The sequence below is a fragment of the Paraburkholderia nemoris genome, from assembly GCF_905221015.1.
Classification (GTDB): domain Bacteria; phylum Pseudomonadota; class Gammaproteobacteria; order Burkholderiales; family Burkholderiaceae; genus Paraburkholderia; species Paraburkholderia nemoris.
This window is the reverse complement of record NZ_CAJNBO010000030.1, coordinates 19,105-36,003: the sequence shown is the minus strand read 5'-3', so window position 1 is coordinate 36,003 and position 16,899 is coordinate 19,105. Positions and strand designations below refer to the sequence as shown.

The following is a 16,899-nucleotide window of genomic DNA, read 5'->3' as shown; positions in this document are numbered from 1 at the left end:
GGGCGCGTCGCGTGTCGTGGCAATGCATGGCATCGCCACACGAACCCATCACAACGCGCTGCCAGCCAATCCTGTTACCGCATACCACCGCTAGCAATCAGGCTTTCGCCGGTCAACCAGCGCGAATCGTCGGAAGCGAGGAACACGGCGACGTCGGCGATATCGTCAGGCTGACCGATACGGCCAAGCGGCGTTGTGCTCACCGCCCAGGCCTGGAAGTCCGAGCCGATGAAGCCGGCGGTATGCGTGCCTTCAGTTTCCACCATGCCGGGATTCACGGAGTTGACACGAATCTTGCGCGGGCCGAGTTCACGTGCGAGCACGCCGGTGATGGCGTCCACCGCGCCCTTGGTGGCGGTGTAGACAGCGCTGCCCGGCGGCGTGATGCGGCTGACGACCGAGCTGACATTCACAACGCTGCCGCCTTCGCCCAGATGCTTCACCGCTGCTTGCGTGACCAACAGCAGACCCAGTACGTTCACGTTGAAGTGCTTATGGAAGTGCGCTTCGGTGATGTCGTCGATCGGCAGCAAGTCATACACGCCGGAATTGTTGACCAGAATGTCGAGGCGGCCATAGGTCTCAACTGCCGAATCGATAATGCCCTTCGCGTCCGCTGCCTTGGACACATCGCCGCCAACGGCGACAGCCTTGCCGCCCGCCGCGGTGATTGCGGCGACCACCTCATCCGCGCCGGCCTTGCTGGACGCATAGTTCACCACTACCGACGCGCCTTGTGCAGCCAATGCCTTCGCAATCGCTGCGCCGATACCTTTCGATGCGCCCGTTACAACCGCAACCTTACCTGTGAGTTTGCTCATGATCGTTTCCTTTGGATGGAGTTCGCGCCGGCGTCGCTGCCGCGAAGATTCGCGGGCTGACGCCGATGAAGCGAGACATGCAGTGGCGCTGTCACTGGACACAATGTAGGCACACTGGCCGCATGGATAAAGCGGCTGGAAACGAATAGATACGTCGGATGAGCCGAACAATCGGAAAGACGTTGGGGGCGGAACGCACGAGGTAAGGTCAAACACAGGCGCGGCGGGCGCCGGCGCGACACCCGCCTGGCATCATCGCTTCGATGCAAACCCGCCGAAGAACGACCGTGCGTTCGCATCGAGTGTTTCGATGTGATACCCGCCTTCCTGCACGATCAATGTCGGCAGTTTCAGCGCACCGATTTGGCCGCCGAGTTGGCCGAAGCCTTCGGTCGTCACCGCCACCATCGATTGCGGATCGTCCTTGTAGATGTCGAAGCCGAGTGCAACGACCAGCACGTCCGGCTGAAAACGCGCGAGAACACGCAGCGCCGCGTCGAGTTGCTCGAAGAACACGGCTTCCGACGAACCATGCGGCATCGGCAGATTGACGTTATAGCCCTCGCCTTTCTCTGCGCCGCGTTCGTCTTCGAAACCGGCCACTACCGGATAGAAATTCGTCGGATCGCCATGGATCGACACGTACAACACGTCGTCACGGCCGTAGAAAATCTCCTGAATGCCTTGGCCGTGATGCATGTCGGTATCGAGAATCGCCACACGCCCGTACTTCTGCCGCAACGCTTGCGCTGCAACCGCCGCATTGTTCAGATAGCAGAAACCGCCTGCCGCTTCGGCACGCGCGTGATGACCCGGTGGACGGCATAACGCGTACGCCTCACCCGCACCGTCGAGAATCGCGTGCGCGCCGGCCAGCGCGCTCTGTGCCGACCAGTAAGCGGATTCGTAGGTATCCGCGCCAACCGGACAACTGCCATCGGCGAGATAGCGTGCCGCTTGTGCAAGCACGCCGCGCAACGGATTGTTCTCGCGGATATACACGTTCGACATCACTTCGTCGCCCCACTCCGCGGGAATCTTTTTCCATTCACGATGCGCTTCTTCGAGGAAGCGCAGATAGTTCATGCCATGCACCGCGGCGAGCGGCGCGGCGCCGAAATCCCCCGGTTCCTGCACGTCGAAACCGAGCTTCTTCACGGCCTCGACGAGTCGCAACGCACGTTCGGGCACTTCCTGCGGCGTGCGCATCTGGCCACGCGACAGATAGCTGCGCGGATGATGCTTCAACTGCGCCGGATGAAAAAACGTCTGCATATTCCAGTTCCTTTGCTTCGGGCGTAGGCCGGTGCGGCCATCATCGCACGCGCCGGCAACGTCTTCGATTTCATTTGATTCAGCGTGCCGGCAGTGCTTCGGGTGCGTCGGCACGACGGTGTTTCAGCGCATCTAGTGCAACGATGCACGACAACGAGATGCCCGCGAGGCACGTGTAAAACACAGCAAGCGGCCACCATTGCCCGGTGAATTTGTGCGCGAGCCATGTCCCCGCCAGCGGCGTCAAACCACCTGCAATTGCGCCACACACCTGGTACGACAGCGAGATCGCCGAATAACGCACGCGCACCGGAAACACGCCGCTGACAAAGCCCGCGATCACCGAATAGAAACTCGCCATGCACACCACGGCAAGCGCGATGCCGACAATCATCGACAGCCGGCTGCCGCTTTGCACGAGCGTGAACATCGGATACGGCGAGAGCATCGCGGCGAACGCGGCCAGCTTGAGGAAGCGCGCACCGCCGATCTTTTCAGCGAGCCATGCGGCGAGCGGTTGCGACACAAACTGGATGATTGCGACCGCGAACAGGCAATCGAGAATCAGCGATTTCGACACACCGATGTTTTGCGTGGTGTACGAAATCATGAAGGTGTTGGTGAAGTACACCCCCGCAATGCCGATCGTGTTCGCGCCGATGCACAGCGCAACGAGCGCACCGGAAGAACGGAACACTTCGGCAATCGGCAACTCGACAGTACGCTTCGCTTCTTTCTCGCGCTGGAATTCCGGCGACTCGTTCACACCGAGGCGAATGAAAATACCCACCACGAGCAACACCGCGCTCGCCAGAAACGGCAGACGCCAGCCATACGCGATGAAATCGTCGTGCGGCATCGACGTGACCGCGCGAAATGCGATCAGCGAGAGAATCAGCCCGGCCGGGCTGCCCAGTTGCGCGAACGAAGCGAAGAATGTGCGCCGCCCTTTCGGCGCATGTTCGCCGGCCATCAGCACGGCGCCGCCCCACTCGCCGCCCACCGCCACGCCTTGCACCACGCGCAGCAACACGAGCAGCACAGGCGCGAGCACACCCACTTTCGTATAAGCCGGCAGCAAGCCGACGCACACGGTGGCGACCCCCATCATCATCAGCGTGGTCATCAGCGCCTTCTTGCGGCCGATGCGATCGCCCAGGTGGCCGAAGATCACGCCGCCCAACGGCCGCGCAAAGAAGCCGACCGCGAAGGTCGCAAACGACGCCATCGTGCTGACAAACGGATCATGCGAGGGGAAATACAACTCGCCGAACACGAGCGCGGCGGCCGTGGCGTAGATGTAGAAGTCATACCACTCGATCATCGTGCCGATGAAAGCGGCGCTCGCACAGGCTGACGGGTGGCTTGGGGTGAAGCGTTCATGGCGGCTCCTCAGTCGCGATGCCTGATATCAGGCCATCTTGTGAGGTGTTTTATCGCCAGCCATAAAATATTAGTCAAATTTCGGTTTATTATCCCGGCTATAAATCTGGCTAATGTCGAAGGTGATTCCATGACTCAGTTGCGCGCGGACGTCACGCGGTTTTTGAATGACCGGCTCGACTGGAACTTGCTGCGCACCTTCCTCGTGATCATGCAGGAGCGCAGCGTCAGCCGTGCCGCAGCCCGTTTGCATCTGACGCAACCGGCGGTTAGCCAAGCGCTTAAACGGCTCGAAGACACGCTCGGGCGCAATCTGATCCAGCGCCGCGGCCCGCACTTCGAACCGACTCGCGCCGGCGAGGAGGTTTACCGCATCGCCAGCGATATTTACGGCCACATGTCGCGGCTGGAAACCGAACTCGACGACCGCAGCGATGACATCACCGGGTCGATCCGGCTCTTGTCGGTGAGCCGGATCGACTCCGGCGTCTACGACGAATTCCTCGCGGAATTCCACAAGACCTATCCGCGCGTGGATTTGCAGATCGAAGTGATGCGCTCGTCGGACATCATCTCGTCGCTGCTGCAAAAGACGGCCACGGCCGGGCTCGGCTTGTGTCGCACGCCCGTCGACAAACTCGAGCAGCGCTGCTTTCTGCGGCAACGGTATGCGCTTTTCTGCGGGCGGCATCATCGGTTGTTCGGGCGGCATGCATTGTCGATCGATCAATTGCTGGCGGAAAACTTCGTATCGTTCACCAGCGACCAGATCGGCGACAGCCTCTCGCCGCTAACCGTGTTTCGCGATCAGCGCGGCTTTACCGGACGCATCGTGGCGGCCTCGCCGAGCCTCGACGAAGTGCGGCGACTGATCTTCGCGGGTTATGGGATCGGCTGTCTGCCGGAGCACATCGTGCGCGACGATCTCGCACAGCAACGCTTGTGGCGTCTGCCACCCGAAGAGGGTCTGGTCGATGTCGACATCGATCTGCTGTGGCTGCGCGCACGCAAGATGAATGCCGCCGAGCAGGCGTTTCTCGATGGAATGGAGCGCACGATGCAACGCTATGCGCTACCTGAGCGGCTTGCGCCGCGCTAACCGAAGATAAGTCTGATGGCTCACCGATTTCCGCATTTGCGGATAAACGCGATCTGCACCGCCACACTTGCCAGTACAGCTAACGCGCCTAACGTATCCAGAATAGTCGACCACACAATCCAGCCCTCCTGCTTCACGCTCCTCACTTCCTGATCAAACGAACGCCCGCGCCAGTAACTGAATACCCAAGCAGAGCAGACAAATAAAAAACCAGCGGCGGAAGCTCGCCGGACTAATGTGGCCGCGCACCCGCTGGCCGATCCACATGCCGAGCAAGGCAGGTACTACGGCGCAAAGCGACGTGCCCAGGTCGTCGACCGCAAATGCATGCTCCCGTGTCAGTCCGATAGCGAGCGCGATGGTGGAAACGGTGAACGACAGACCGAGCGCCTGAACCAGATCCTCTTTCTTCAACGTTAAGCCCTGAAGATAAGGCACCGCCGGCACGACGAACACGCCGGTCCCTCCGGTGATCGCGCCGGTGACCACGCCGACCGTCGGCGACAGCCAGCGCTCGTGGCGTGCCGGCACCGCGAAGCGCCACGCCATCAGCCCGGCCGCGGCATAGAGCGTCAACGCGGCGCCCAATCCGGCCACGGCCCATTCGCCACCGCCGCCGGCAATGAAGGACGCAGCCGCGAGCGTGCCCGCGACGATGCCCACCATCATCGGCCACAAACGTCTGAGCAATTCCCGCACGCTGGGCCCCGCGAACAGTTGCCAGACGTTCGTGACGAACGACGGCAGCAACAGCATCGCGGCCGCCTGCGCCGGCAGCATCAGCGTGCCGAGCACGCCCATCGCGACGGTCGGCAGGCCCATGCCGGTCACGCCCTTGACGAAGCCGGCCAGCACGAAGGTCACGGCAATCACGCTTGCATGCAGCGCAAAAGAAGAGGTCATGGGGATGAGGTTCTGGATGTCATGTCCGCGATTTTCGATTGCCGCAGCGCCGTCCACAATGCGTAAGATACGTACTGTGACTTAGGCTAGGGCTAAGGCTAAAACCGCAACTGCACCTGCAACCGCAACGCCAGTCACAGTTGCGACACCCACTCAAATCCGACCCCATGCGCTTCGACCTGATCGATCTCCGCCTTTTCCTGAACATTCTCGACACCGGCAGCATCACGCACGGCGCGGCGCGCGCGAACATGTCGCTGCCGTCGGCCAGCGCGCGTTTGCGCGGCATGGAAGACGCATTGGGCGTGCCCTTGCTGGAGCGCGGCCGGCGCGGCGTGGAGTCCACGGCAACGGGCGATACGCTCGCGCATCACGCGCGACTCGTGCTCGGCCAGATCGACCGGATGCAAGGCGAGCTCGGCGAACATCAGGCCGGGAGCAAAGCGTTTATCCGCTTGTGGACCAATACCGCTGCGATCACCGAGTTTTTGCCTGCCCCGGTTGGGCTCTTTTTGCGCGATCACCCCAACGTGCAGATCGATCTCAAGGAACGGCAAAGTAGCGAAACCGTGAAAGCGGTGCTGACCGGCGCGGCCGAGATCGGCATCATTTCCGATGCCGTCGAACACGGCGCGTTGCAAACACTGCCCTTCGCCGTCGACAAACTCGTGCTGGTCACGAGCCGTAATGACCCGCTGGGCGCGCGGCGCCGCGTAACGCTTGCGGAAGTGGCCGACCGTGAATTTATCGGCTTGAGTACGAGCAGCGCATTGCACGCGTACCTCGGCGAACGCGCCCTGCTATCCGGACAGCCGCTCAGCGTCCGGGCGCACATGCGAACCTTCGACAGCATCTGCTGCATGGTCGAACAGGGCGCGGGCATCGCCATCGTGCCGGCCACCGCCGCGAAACGCTATCGCGGCAAGCCGGGCATTCGCACGATCGAACTGACGGACAGTTGGGCCACGCGTCAGTTGCTGATCTGCATGCGCGACCTGAACGCGCTGAAACGGCCGGAAAAGGCGCTGGTCCGGCATCTTGCGGGTGTCGAAGGATGACGGGGATGCATGGCTGACACCATATTATCAATGGGATTTATTTCATAACCGATTTTTAATCGATTTGCCTGATTGTTGGCGACTTCTTATCCTTGACGCACAACTGGGCGCTGCGCATTGCATGCGGCGTCCGCTCTGCCCCTCTCTGTCCTTTGGCCAGCAAGATCATGGAAAGAACCACCTTTAGCGTACGCGTCGACAGCGTGCGTGACGAAGCGCACGGCGTGCGCTCGTTCAGTGTCTCGCGTCTGGACGGACAACCGTTCGACCATTACGAGCCCGGCGCGCATATCGACGTCACCGTGCCCTCAGGTATCACGCGGCAATATTCCCTGTGCGGCGACCCCGATCATCGTGAAGCGCATCTGTTTGCCGTCAAACGTGAAGACGCGTCGCGTGGCGGTTCGCGCTCGCTGCATGACGACGTGACGGTCGGTTGCGAATTGACGATCGGCGCGCCGCGCAATCTGTTCCAGCTCGCGTCCGGCGCGAGCGAGCACATTCTGATTGCGGCGGGCATTGGCGTCACGCCGCTGTTGAGCATGGCCTATCGCCTGCTCAAGCGGAACGAGCGCTTCGTGTTGCATTATTTCGCGCGCAGCGCGGAGCATGCGGCGTTCTTACCATTACTCTCACGCGCACCGTTCAGTGATTTCGTGCGGCCTCATTTCGGCGTCGAAAAAGAACAGCTCGATGCGGTGCTGGCCGATTGCGTAGCAAGTGCGAGCGAGGGTTCGCACATTTATACCTGCGGCCCGGGGCCCTTCATGGAGCGCGTGGTGGCGATCGGCGAAACGCGCGTGACTTCGGAGGCAATTCACCTTGAACGCTTCGCCGCCGAGCCCGTTTCGGCGGCTAGCAGCGAAGCGAACGTGCTCGACGCATTCGACGTGCAGATCGCCAGCAGCGGCGCGACCGTCCACGTCGATAAAAATACGACCATCGTCGCGGCGCTGGCGTCGATCGGTATCGAAGTCGATACCTCGTGCGGCGAAGGTGTATGCGGGACCTGTATGGTCGATGTGGTGAGCGGCACGCCCGAGCATCGCGACCATTGCCTGAGCAAAGCTGAAAGGGCAAGCGGCAAAGTGATCTGCTGCTGCGTCTCGCGCGCCACTTCACCGCTGCTGGTGCTCGATCTTTAAGACTCTTGGATGCAGGCCAGGTGCTGCATTCGCAGCACCTTCTTTCTTCCGCCCTTACCGGTCGTCGTCGCGAATCGACGATGCATGCCGGCACAGTGCGCGCACTTCGATATCCATGTACGGAAACAGCGGCAACTGGCTCAGCACGTCGTGCAGATGCGCGGGGCTTTCCACATCGAACACGCTGATGTTGGCGTAGCGCCCGGCGATGCGCCACAAGTGCCGCCATACGCCCTCTTCCTGCAGCTTCTGCGACATGGCTTTCTCATCGGCTTTCAAGCGCGCGGCGCGCTCGGCGTCCATATCGGGCGGCAGGTTGACGGTCATCTCAACGTGAAACAGCATGCTGGCTCTCCTTCTCTGATCGGTAATGAAAAACCCCGACTACGCGGAATACTCCGCCGCGCAGCCAGGGTCGATTGATTCATGCGGTACGTGTATGCGTTTTCAGGCAACGGCGCGCTAGAGCGCCACAGCCGCAGTTGCAGCCTCAGGCTTCGGCGCGCAGCCGGTCGATTTCGGCGCCCGGCAGGTTGTCGCGCTCCTTGAACAGCGTGAAGTCGAAGTCGATCAGCGCAAACTGGCCTTCCACGCCATAAGGCTTGCCTTCCGCGCCCTCGGCCTGCTTGACCGCCGGCACGAGACCGTCGCGCGTGGCGAACGCAAAGTCATCCCACAGATACGGATCGCCGTCGATGTTGATCTGCGTGGTCAGCTTGCGGCAGCCCGGCGCCGACACGAAGAAGTGGATATGCGCCGGACGATGCCCATGACGGCCCAGCTGATCGAGCAACAACTGCGTCTGCCCTTGCGGCGGCACCGAGTAACCGACCGGCACCACACTGCGGAAGCTGTACTTGCCTTCGGCATCCGTGCGAATCGAGCGGCGCAGATTGAACGCCGGCTGCGACTTGTCGAAGTACGAGTAGTTGCCCAGATGGTTCGCGTGCCACACTTCAACCAGCGCGTTCGCGAGCGGCTTGCCGTCTTCAGCGAATACGCGGCCACGCATCACCAACGTCTGACCGGGATCGGTGCCGTCATCGAGCCGTGCATGGCCGTCGGACACCGGTGCGCCCGCCACATACAGCGGTCCTTCGATGGTGCGCGGCGTGCCGCCTTCAATACCTGCCTTGGCTTCCGCTTCGTCCATACGCAGATCGAGAAAATGCTCGAAGCCGAGGCCCGCGGCCAGCAGACCGAGCTCGCCGCTCTTGCCTGCGTCGCCGAGATAATTCAGCGCGGTCCAGAACTCGGCCGGCTGCACGTCGAGGTCTTCGATCGTATAGAACAGATCCTGGATGATGCGTTGGACAATCTGCTTTGTGCGCGGATTGCCTTCGCTGGTGGCGCTGTCGTTGAATTTCTGCAGCAGTGCGTCGATAGCTTGCTTGTTCATGGGGTATCTCCTTCGTTTAATGTTCTCGGCGGTTAGCGGATGAACCGTCAGTTCGTGGTAACGCTTGCGCCTTTGCGCGTATCGCGCCGGAGGCGGTCGATCTTGTCCCAGTCGAGCGTGATGCCGAGACCGGGTCCTTGTGGAAGATGCAACGCAAAGTTTTCGTAGCGCAGCGGCTCGGTGAGAATCTCTTCGGTCAGCAGCAGCGGCCCGAAGAGTTCAGTGCCCCACTTCAGTTCGGCGAAGGTGCTGAAGAGTTGTGCCGAGGCGATCGTGCCCACCGCGCCTTCGAGCATCGTCCCGCCGTACAGGTCGATATTCGCGGCGAGCGCAATCGCCGCCACCTGTGCGGCGCCAGTCAGACCACCCGATTGCGCGATCTTGACGGCGAAGACGTCAGCCGCACGCGCACTGGCGATGGCGAATGCGTCCGCCGGGCCGTGCAGCGCTTCGTCCGCCATGATCGGGACCTGAGCGAGATCCGTCAGGCGTTTGAGGCCCGCACGGTTCTCCGCGGCAATCGGCTGCTCGATCAGCGCAACGCCGGCATCGGCGAAGCGCTTGCCGGCCCAGATCGCTTCGGATTCGGTCCATGCCTGGTTCACGTCGACACGCACTTCGCCCCGGCCTTCCAGTGCTTTCTGAATTGCCACGACGTGCGCGACGTCGTCGGCCAACGCACGCGAGCCGATCTTCAGCTTGAACACGCGATGCCGCTTCGTTTCGAAAACGCGCTCGGCTTCGTCGATATCGCGGGTGGTATCGCCGCTTGCAAGGGTCCACGCCACATCCACCGAATCGCGTACACGGCCGCCGAACAGCTCCGACAGCGGCACGCCGAGACGCTGCGCCTGGGCATCGAACAAAGCGGTTTCAACTGCGGACTTCGCAAAACGGTTGCCCTGAAACAGCGCGCGCAGCTTCGCCATCGCTGCGCCCGGACGGGTTGCGTCCATGCCTTTGAGCAGCGGCGCGAAGTACGTATCGATGTTGACCTTGATGCTTTCCGGGCTTTCCTCGCCGTATGCGAGACCGCCGATGGTCGTGCCCTCGCCCACGCCGACCACGCCGTCGGCGCAGCGGATGCGCACCAGCACGAGCGTCTGGCAATTCATCGTTGCAACCGAAAGCCGGTGCGGACGAATCGTCGGTACGTCGACGAGAATCGTCTCCACGCTCTCGATCTTCACGGGTGTTGCTATCATTCGGTGCTCTCCTGAACTGCTTTCATGAGAGCCCCATAGTAGAAACAACCCGCGAAGCAGTCCAACACCGATTCCGACTACTTCCATACCTTAGGGGTATGCATGGAACTTCGCCAACTCCGCTATTTCATCGCGGTCGCCGAAGAAATGAACATCACGCGGGCCGCCAATCGCCTGCATATGACGCAGCCGCCGCTCAGCCGCCAGATCCAGCAGATCGAGGAAAGCGTTGGCCTCGCGCTATTCGAGCGCGGCTCGCGGCCGCTGCGGCTGACCGAAGCGGGCCGCATTTTCTATGCGCAGGCCAAGCGTCTGGTCGACGATGCCGACGAACTCGCCCCGCTCACGCGGCGCCTCGCGCAGCTGGCCGAGCGCATCGTGATCGGCTTCGTGCCGTCCACGCTCTATGGTGCCCTGCCCGCGGTGATCCGCGCGTTTCGCGAGGCGGCGCCGCATATCGAGTTGTCGCTGATCGAAATGTTCACGATCGAGCAACTCGGCGCCCTCAAAGGCGGCCGTATCGACGTGGGTTTCGGCCGCTTGCGCTTCGACGATGCGCAACTGGCGCGCGAAGTGCTCGTCGAAGAACGGATGATTGCCGCATTGCCGCAAAATCACCCGCTCGCGCGGCAGAAGAAGGCGCTGACGCTTGCCGCGCTTGCTGAGGAAACGCTGATCGTTTATCCGAGCACACCGCGGCCGAGCTATGCGGACCAGCAGCTATCGGCAATGCACGACCATGCGTTGGAGCCGAAAGCGGTTCATGAAGTGAGGGAGTTGCAAACCGCGCTGGGGCTGGTTGCGGCGCAGGTTGGCGTGTGTCTCGTGCCGGAAAGCGTCGAAGGTTTGCGCGCGCATGGCGTGGTGTACCGGCCGGTTCCGGCGGCCAATATCTCGTCGCCGATCATCATGAGCCGACGATTGCAGGATGAGTCGCCGACAACCACGTTGCTCTGTTCGCTGGCGCGGGAGTTGTTCAAGCGAGGTTGAAGGCGCGGAAGGACGCTTGAAGCGGGCTCCAAGCGCCTCTTGATCGGCGCTGCGCTATAGCGACGGCATCACGCTCGGAAACACCAGGTGACTCTCTACGCGCTTGACGCCGGGCACGCCCTCGGCCGCGATTCGGATCGCGCGCTTTTCCTCCTCGGACTCGATCACGCCCCACAGATGCGCGACGCCGTCCGTGACGAGCACGCCTTGTTTCGGCAACCCCCAGCGCTGCCCGTGCATTTCCATGACTATTGCCTCGCGCAGGCTCACATCGTCGTGCGAAGCCGAGTCCACGGCCGGTGCGACGCTCGCGAGTGCGCGAATCAGGTTCGAACGGCTCACGATTCCGACCAGCTTGCCGTCCTTCAGTACCGGCACGCGTTTGAGATGCCGGCGCTCCATGAGGTCCGCGATCTGCTGGAACGGCATGTCCTCGGGAATCGAAATCACCCGGTCGCACATCACGTCGCCGACGACATGTCCGTGCTCCTTCACATACCTCGCAGCCTCCCCGCGGGGCGAAGACGACAGCAGTTCGAGCCACCACGAGCGCTTTCCGTGGCAGGTGCCAGTCTCCACGCGATGCAGCAGATCGCCCTGGCTAACGATGCCGACGACCTGTCCGTTCGCGTCGACGACCGGCATGCCGCTGATACGATTATCGACGAACAGTCGTGCCGCGTCGTGGATTGTCATGTCCGGTGTGGCTGTGACGACGGACGGCGTCATGATGTCGAGTGCGCGCATGGTCGCTCCCTCAGCGTGTCGCGACGGGTCCCCATCTGTTGCACTCGTCGCACGATTTCAGCAGACGCACCGGCGGCGGGCCGCGCGGTGCTGAGGCGCCTGAATCCAGTGCTTAACAAACGGCCGCTCGCGCCAGTGTCGCGCATGCGGCGATGACTGCACGCTGTTCGGACTCTCGCGGTTCTGATGGATAAAAAGACGGAAGGCCACCAACACGGCCGTCTATTCGGGAATGAAAGGCAATATCGTCGGTGACTCGATCGAGGTAACACAGTCGAGACAACGATCATAGGCTGCATCTAGAGAAATATCCGACAAAAGCGAGGCGAATTCTGACTGCGGTTCCGTAGAAAACCCAGCCGTTGCTTCTTGGAGTGCCCTATTAAGTCGACTTGCGGGCGTCGCCACTTGTCCGGCGGCGCCCGTCTTTATTCTGGGGCGTATGAAAGCGACGAAGACAACTCGCGGTGGGCATTCGCCTGAGCGAGCAAGGTGTTCGCTTTGGATTCAAAAGCCTCAACTGCATCCGCGCCGGCGGCGAAGCGAGCGGGCGGCTCTTCCTGTGCCGTCAACTCCACTAGCGCGGCGGCAAGTTTGGCCGGATCGCCACCCTGCTTGCCGTTCATACCTTTCCACGCAGTCACGGTCTCCTGAGTGCGGGACGCATAGTCATCAATGGATAGTTCGGCGTAGGTCGTTGAGTCTGCGCTGAGAAGGTCTGTTCGGAAAAAACCTGGTTCTACCAGCATGGTGCGAATGCCAAAGGGAGCAATTTCCTGGGCAAGCGACTCCATCCATCCTTCGACGCCAAACTTTGCAGCGGCATATGCACTGCAAAACACACCGGCAGTAATGCCAGCCGTCGATGAGATTGTGACTAACAGGCCAGAGTGCTGCTTGCGCATCACCGGCAATACAGCCCGGGCAACATTCATCGGGCCGAACAGAAGCGTTTCGAGCTGGCTACGCACCTGGGCGGGGCTAAGCTCCTCGAAGAAGCCCCCATAGAAGTTGCCCGCGTTGTTGACCAGCACGTCAATGCGACCAAACCTCTGGACGGCAGTTTCGACGGCGGCCTCGGCATCTGCGGGACTGGTCACGTCCAACTGGACGACCAGAAGATTATCGTGATCGCCGATGGCGTTCCTGACCTTTTCAGAATTACGCCCGGTCGCCACAACATCGTGGCCGGCCGCCAATGCTGCCTTGGCGATATCCACGCCCATGCCGCGGCCGGCGCCGGTAATCAGCCACACTTTCTTGCTATTCATACGTGGGTCCTCTCTGTTCTTGACGCCCCAAAATTCGAGCATCGGATATGAATTAACTGGCTTCAGTGTCGCGCGATTGGCACCGGGGAGGTTGCCGAAAGCGCCGAACTTCTTGCCTAAACTGACGAGGCGTGCTTAAAACCACGCGAATGGTCTTCTGCCGGAGTAAAGTGTTTCCGCCGTCCTGGCATTAGAGATTACGCATGAAATACCGGGTTTCCGAGCCAATGAGTACGACTGCCACACGCACGCACGGCCTCGCGCGAGCCATCGCCCGCTTTGCCCAGTCTGACGGCGACTACACCACAGCCATACCAGCCCTTTCCCTTCATCGCCGGAAAGGGCCAACCGAGCCGTTGCACTGCATCTTTAGCCTCGGGCTGGGCGTCGTTGCCCAGGGCCATAAGCAGGCGTTGGTAGGAAAAGAGGTGGTGAACTACGGCCCCGGCCAATCGATGCTGGCAAGCATCGACCTGCCTGTGATCTCGCACGTCACGCGCGCGAGTATTGAGGAACCGATGCTGGGCCTGATGCTGACACTGGACAGCCGTGACATCGTGAAGACAGCTGCGGAGATGCAGTTGCCGGCTCCGCCTCGAACACCTGCCTTCACGCCCATCACGATCGAAACCCTTGACGATGCCCTGATCGGCGTCCTGATCCGGCTGATCGAATTGCTGGACCAACCGGCATTGGCTCCGCAATTGGCGCCGCTCTTTCAGCAGGAAATCATCGTGCGGCTTCTCGCTGGCCCCCACAGTCCGCAGTTGCAGCACCTTGCGGCCAACGGATCGCCGAGCCAACAGATTGCCAGGGCCGTGAGATGGCTCAAGCAGAATTTCTCGAAGGGACTCCGGGTGGATGACCTGGCCGCGCACGCGCACATGAGTCCGTCAACGTTCCGTCAGCATTTCCGCAACATCACCGGAACAAGTCCTCTGCAATATCAGAAGCAGTTGCGCCTGCAAGAGGCGCGGCAGTTGATGCTCAACCTTGGCATCGACGCGGGTAGTGCCGCGATCCAGGTCGGCTACGAAAGCGCCTCGCAGTTCAGCCGCGAGTACAGCCGTCTGTTCGGCGCGCCTCCCCAGCAGGACGTGAGGCGGCTGCGGCTGTCGTGATGCGCACGTAACGGCGACAGCTTTAATACGGTCTACGGAGTCGCGATATTGCCGCTTTCAGGCACGTGATCCCATGCCTGCTCGATTGCCTGGAGCGCGCTCAACACGATCGACCGGTTCAGCGCTGCTGCAAGCACCCCATCGCGCTCCGAATACGCCTCGCAAAGTCGCTGATGATCGGCGCATGAGCGCTGCAAACGTCCCGGCAACGACGTACTCAAACGACGCAACCGGTTGGTGCGCATGCGCATCGAGTCCAGTACTTCCTTGAAAATGCCGTTACCGCACACCCGGAGTTCCTCGTCGCGAAACGCGACGTTCGCCCAGAAATAGCCGTCGACATCGCCTCGCGCGGCAACTTCGGCGAGACGGCGATGAGCGTCCCAGAGCGATTGGATGTCGGCGTCGGCCGCGTGTTCGACAATCGCGGCCGACACCTGTGCGTAAAGAATCGCACGCAATTGATAGATCTCGCGCACGTCCTTCAGCTTGACTGCCGACACGCGCGGGCGGTGGCGCGGCGACCAGTCGACCAGTCCTTCGCGGCTCAAGACGAACAGCGCCTCGCGCACCGGTGTGCGACTGACGTTGAACCGTTTCGCGAGATCGACAGAGTTCAGATCGTCGCCGGGCAACAATCGCCCCTCGATGATTCCGCGCGCCACCCAGTCGACGATCTCCGTGACCGGCGGCGATTCGGTGTCCCCTTCGATCTTGCTTCTGTCGACATTCTGGCTCATCGCAATTCCTCATTCGATCGGTATGGCTCCCGTGCCACCAAACCAACTCTACCAAACGGCGCTGACTCGCCCCCCTGCCTCAAGGACGGCAGGTCTTTCTCATCTCCATCAAAGTGAGCACAGTTGGCGTACGTTTCGCCAAAATTCAGCGTAATATTTGACTAGACCACCAAAAGTGTCGACACTAAGGTTTCGACACAATGCCATAAAAAGCCCCGGAGACGCCATGTTCATGGATGGAGACTTCATATCGGCACGTCGCCGGCTGCTGCGATCGGCGGGCGCGCTGGCGGCGCTGTCGATCATGCCGCTGCGCGTCGCCAGCGCGGCAAACGAGGACGGCAATGAGGCCGCGAAAGGCGCCGATATCACCGGCCAGCTCGCGCGTTACATGGTGTCGGCGCGCGATACGCCGCTGCCCGAGCCGGCGATGGTCGCCTGCAAGCAGCGCATCCTCGATACGTTCGGCGCAATGGTTTCGGGCGCGCGGATGCGGCCCGGCATGATGGCCTCGAACTACGTGCACGAATTGGGTGGCGAACCGCAGGCATCGGTGATTGGATCGTCGTTTCGCACGACGACCGTCAACGCAGCGCTGGCCAACGCCATGTGCGCACACTCCGACGAAACCGATGACTTCGAGCCGGTGACAAAGGCGCATCCCGGCAGTTCGGTGGTGCCGGCGGCCCTCGCGGTCGGCGAACATCAGGCACAAAGCGGCGAGGCAATGATCCGGGCTGTGGCACTCGGATACGATCTCGCCTGTCGGCTGTTGATGGCACTCGGGCCCGATCTCGTGAGAGGCTCGCATCGGAGTGCCGAGGGCACCGCTTCGACGTTCGGCTCGCTCGGTGCAGCGGCATCGATGGCGAGGCTCGACGAAACCCAGATGCGCTATGCACTTTCCTACTCGGCGCAACAGGTGTCGGGACTATGGAGCTGGGTCAAGGACAAGGACCACATCGAAAAGGCCTTCGATTTTGCCGGCATGGGTGCACGCAACGGCGTGACGGCAGTCGGCATGGTTCGGTCGGGTATGACCGGCGTCTACGATGTGCTTGATGGCACGCACAACCTGTTCATCGCGCTATCGACGAAGCCGAACCCGCAAGCCATGCTCGACGGACTCGGCACCCTATGTGACCGAAACGGCCATCAAGACTTACTCGGTCGGTTATCCGATCCAGTCGCCCCTCGACGCGTTGCTGAGCCTGCGCAAGCAGTACTGCCTGACGCCGGATAACGTGCGCAGCATCGTCGTCCGGATTCCGTCGGACGCGGAAGGCATCGTCGGCGACAGTGCGATGCCCGACGTCAACTGTCAGCACCTGGTGGCGCTCGCACTGGTCAAAGGCGCGGTGTCGTTTCGCGACAGTCACGATGTCGCGTTGATGCACGATCCAGTGATCGTCGCGCAGCGCGCGAAAGTCACCGTGCAACCTGACCAGTCGTTGATGGACCCCGCCGCGCCGCGCGGCGCCAAAGTAGAAGTCACGCTCACGGATGGCCGCACCGTAGACCACTTCACGCGCTTTCCGCCCGGCACGAAGGAGAACCCGCTGTCCACCGAGGCCGTCAACGCGAAAGCGCGCGATCTGATGGCGCCCGTGCTCGGCGCGGCGAAAACCGCCAGGCTGATCGAGAGGATCAACCACCTAGAGACGCTTAAGGACATTCGCGAACTCAGGCCGTTGATCACGACATGACGTGTCCGTGCGCGAGGTCATCCAGCATCCAGCAAG

17 protein-coding genes are annotated in these 16,899 nt (G+C 61.6%); 7 read left to right on the top strand and 10 right to left on the bottom strand.

From position 1 onward, the window contains the following. Window positions 1–74 precede the first annotated feature (74 nt). The 3 genes from KHO33_RS33805 to KHO33_RS33795 form a co-directional block, all read right to left on the bottom strand. Window positions 75–821, bottom strand: coding sequence for a glucose 1-dehydrogenase (locus KHO33_RS33805; RefSeq protein ID WP_200567092.1), 747 nt, complete (start codon window positions 819–821; stop codon window positions 75–77). A 252-nt stretch (window positions 822–1,073) separates the two neighbouring features. Next, the gene (locus KHO33_RS33800) at window positions 1,074–2,096 is read right to left on the bottom strand and encodes a histone deacetylase family protein (RefSeq protein WP_128576746.1); all 1,023 of its coding nucleotides are present in this window, start codon (window positions 2,094–2,096) and stop codon (window positions 1,074–1,076) included. Window positions 2,097–2,175: 79 nt separating this feature from the next. Next, window positions 2,176–3,492: an MFS transporter gene (locus tag KHO33_RS33795; protein WP_234480754.1), complete on the bottom strand. Its 1,317-nt coding sequence runs from the start codon at window positions 3,490–3,492 to the stop codon at window positions 2,176–2,178. A 126-nt stretch (window positions 3,493–3,618) separates the two neighbouring features. Here KHO33_RS33795 and KHO33_RS33790 point away from each other — a divergent pair, with 126 nt between their 5' ends. Next, window positions 3,619–4,578 carry a LysR family transcriptional regulator gene (locus KHO33_RS33790; protein ID WP_054041525.1) on the top strand — a complete coding sequence of 320 codons (960 nt, stop codon included), beginning with the start codon at window positions 3,619–3,621 and terminating at the stop codon, window positions 4,576–4,578. 153 nt (window positions 4,579–4,731) lie between these two features. On the opposite strand, the gene KHO33_RS33785 is transcribed toward KHO33_RS33790, so the two are convergent. Beyond that, window positions 4,732–5,481 (bottom strand): sulfite exporter TauE/SafE family protein, encoded by a 750-nt coding sequence (locus KHO33_RS33785; RefSeq protein ID WP_200567094.1) that lies wholly within the window; start codon window positions 5,479–5,481, stop codon window positions 4,732–4,734. Window positions 5,482–5,648: 167 nt separating this feature from the next. Between KHO33_RS33785 and KHO33_RS33780 the strand changes: the two genes are divergently transcribed. Together KHO33_RS33780 and KHO33_RS33775 are read left to right on the top strand one after the other, a co-directional pair. Continuing rightward, window positions 5,649–6,539 carry a LysR family transcriptional regulator gene (locus KHO33_RS33780; protein WP_200567095.1) on the top strand — a complete coding sequence of 297 codons (891 nt, stop codon included), beginning with the start codon at window positions 5,649–5,651 and terminating at the stop codon, window positions 6,537–6,539. Window positions 6,540–6,706: 167 nt separating this feature from the next. Continuing rightward, window positions 6,707–7,684, top strand: a complete 978-nt coding sequence (locus KHO33_RS33775) for a PDR/VanB family oxidoreductase (RefSeq protein WP_200567096.1) — start codon at window positions 6,707–6,709, stop codon at window positions 7,682–7,684. Between the two features lie 54 nt (window positions 7,685–7,738). Here the strand turns inward: KHO33_RS33775 and catC are convergent, their stop codons facing one another. The 3 genes from catC to catB2 all read right to left on the bottom strand — a co-directional run bounded on the left by catC (window position 7,739) and on the right by catB2 (window position 10,288). Beyond that, on the bottom strand, window positions 7,739–8,029 hold the full coding sequence (catC, locus tag KHO33_RS33770) for a muconolactone Delta-isomerase (protein ID WP_200567097.1): 291 nt from the start codon (window positions 8,027–8,029) through the stop codon (window positions 7,739–7,741). A 145-nt stretch (window positions 8,030–8,174) separates the two neighbouring features. Beyond that, window positions 8,175–9,083: a catechol 1,2-dioxygenase gene (gene catA, locus KHO33_RS33765; protein ID WP_175052487.1), complete on the bottom strand. Its 909-nt coding sequence runs from the start codon at window positions 9,081–9,083 to the stop codon at window positions 8,175–8,177. A gap of 47 nt (window positions 9,084–9,130) precedes the next feature. Beyond that, window positions 9,131–10,288: a muconate cycloisomerase CatB2 gene (gene catB2, locus KHO33_RS33760; protein WP_200567098.1), complete on the bottom strand. Its 1,158-nt coding sequence runs from the start codon at window positions 10,286–10,288 to the stop codon at window positions 9,131–9,133. A gap of 102 nt (window positions 10,289–10,390) precedes the next feature. On the opposite strand from catB2, the gene KHO33_RS33755 reads away from it, so the two are divergent. Next, window positions 10,391–11,278, top strand: a complete 888-nt coding sequence (locus KHO33_RS33755; RefSeq protein WP_093642783.1) for a LysR family transcriptional regulator — start codon at window positions 10,391–10,393, stop codon at window positions 11,276–11,278. Window positions 11,279–11,332: 54 nt separating this feature from the next. Here the strand turns inward: KHO33_RS33755 and KHO33_RS33750 are convergent, their stop codons facing one another. Then, window positions 11,333–12,025, bottom strand: a complete 693-nt coding sequence (locus KHO33_RS33750) for a CBS domain-containing protein (protein WP_093642786.1) — start codon at window positions 12,023–12,025, stop codon at window positions 11,333–11,335. A 428-nt stretch (window positions 12,026–12,453) separates the two neighbouring features. Further along, window positions 12,454–13,296 carry an SDR family oxidoreductase gene (locus KHO33_RS33745; protein ID WP_200567099.1) on the bottom strand — a complete coding sequence of 281 codons (843 nt, stop codon included), beginning with the start codon at window positions 13,294–13,296 and terminating at the stop codon, window positions 12,454–12,456. A 203-nt stretch (window positions 13,297–13,499) separates the two neighbouring features. On the opposite strand from KHO33_RS33745, the gene KHO33_RS33740 reads away from it, so the two are divergent. After that, the gene (locus tag KHO33_RS33740) at window positions 13,500–14,417 is read left to right on the top strand and encodes an AraC family transcriptional regulator (RefSeq protein ID WP_093642789.1); all 918 of its coding nucleotides are present in this window, start codon (window positions 13,500–13,502) and stop codon (window positions 14,415–14,417) included. 32 nt (window positions 14,418–14,449) lie between these two features. On the opposite strand, the gene KHO33_RS33735 is transcribed toward KHO33_RS33740, so the two are convergent. Then, window positions 14,450–15,157 carry a GntR family transcriptional regulator gene (locus tag KHO33_RS33735; protein WP_093642792.1) on the bottom strand — a complete coding sequence of 236 codons (708 nt, stop codon included), beginning with the start codon at window positions 15,155–15,157 and terminating at the stop codon, window positions 14,450–14,452. Window positions 15,158–15,383: 226 nt separating this feature from the next. Between KHO33_RS33735 and KHO33_RS33730 the strand changes: the two genes are divergently transcribed. Both KHO33_RS33730 and KHO33_RS33725 read left to right on the top strand, forming a co-directional pair. After that, window positions 15,384–16,400 carry an MmgE/PrpD family protein gene (locus KHO33_RS33730; protein WP_200567100.1) on the top strand — a complete coding sequence of 339 codons (1,017 nt, stop codon included), beginning with the start codon at window positions 15,384–15,386 and terminating at the stop codon, window positions 16,398–16,400. Next, entirely contained in the window at window positions 16,297–16,863 is a 567-nt protein-coding gene (locus KHO33_RS33725; protein WP_200567101.1) for an MmgE/PrpD family protein, read from the top strand. Before KHO33_RS33730 ends, KHO33_RS33725 begins: the two co-directional genes overlap by 104 nt. Window positions 16,864–16,899: the final 36 nt, after the last annotated feature.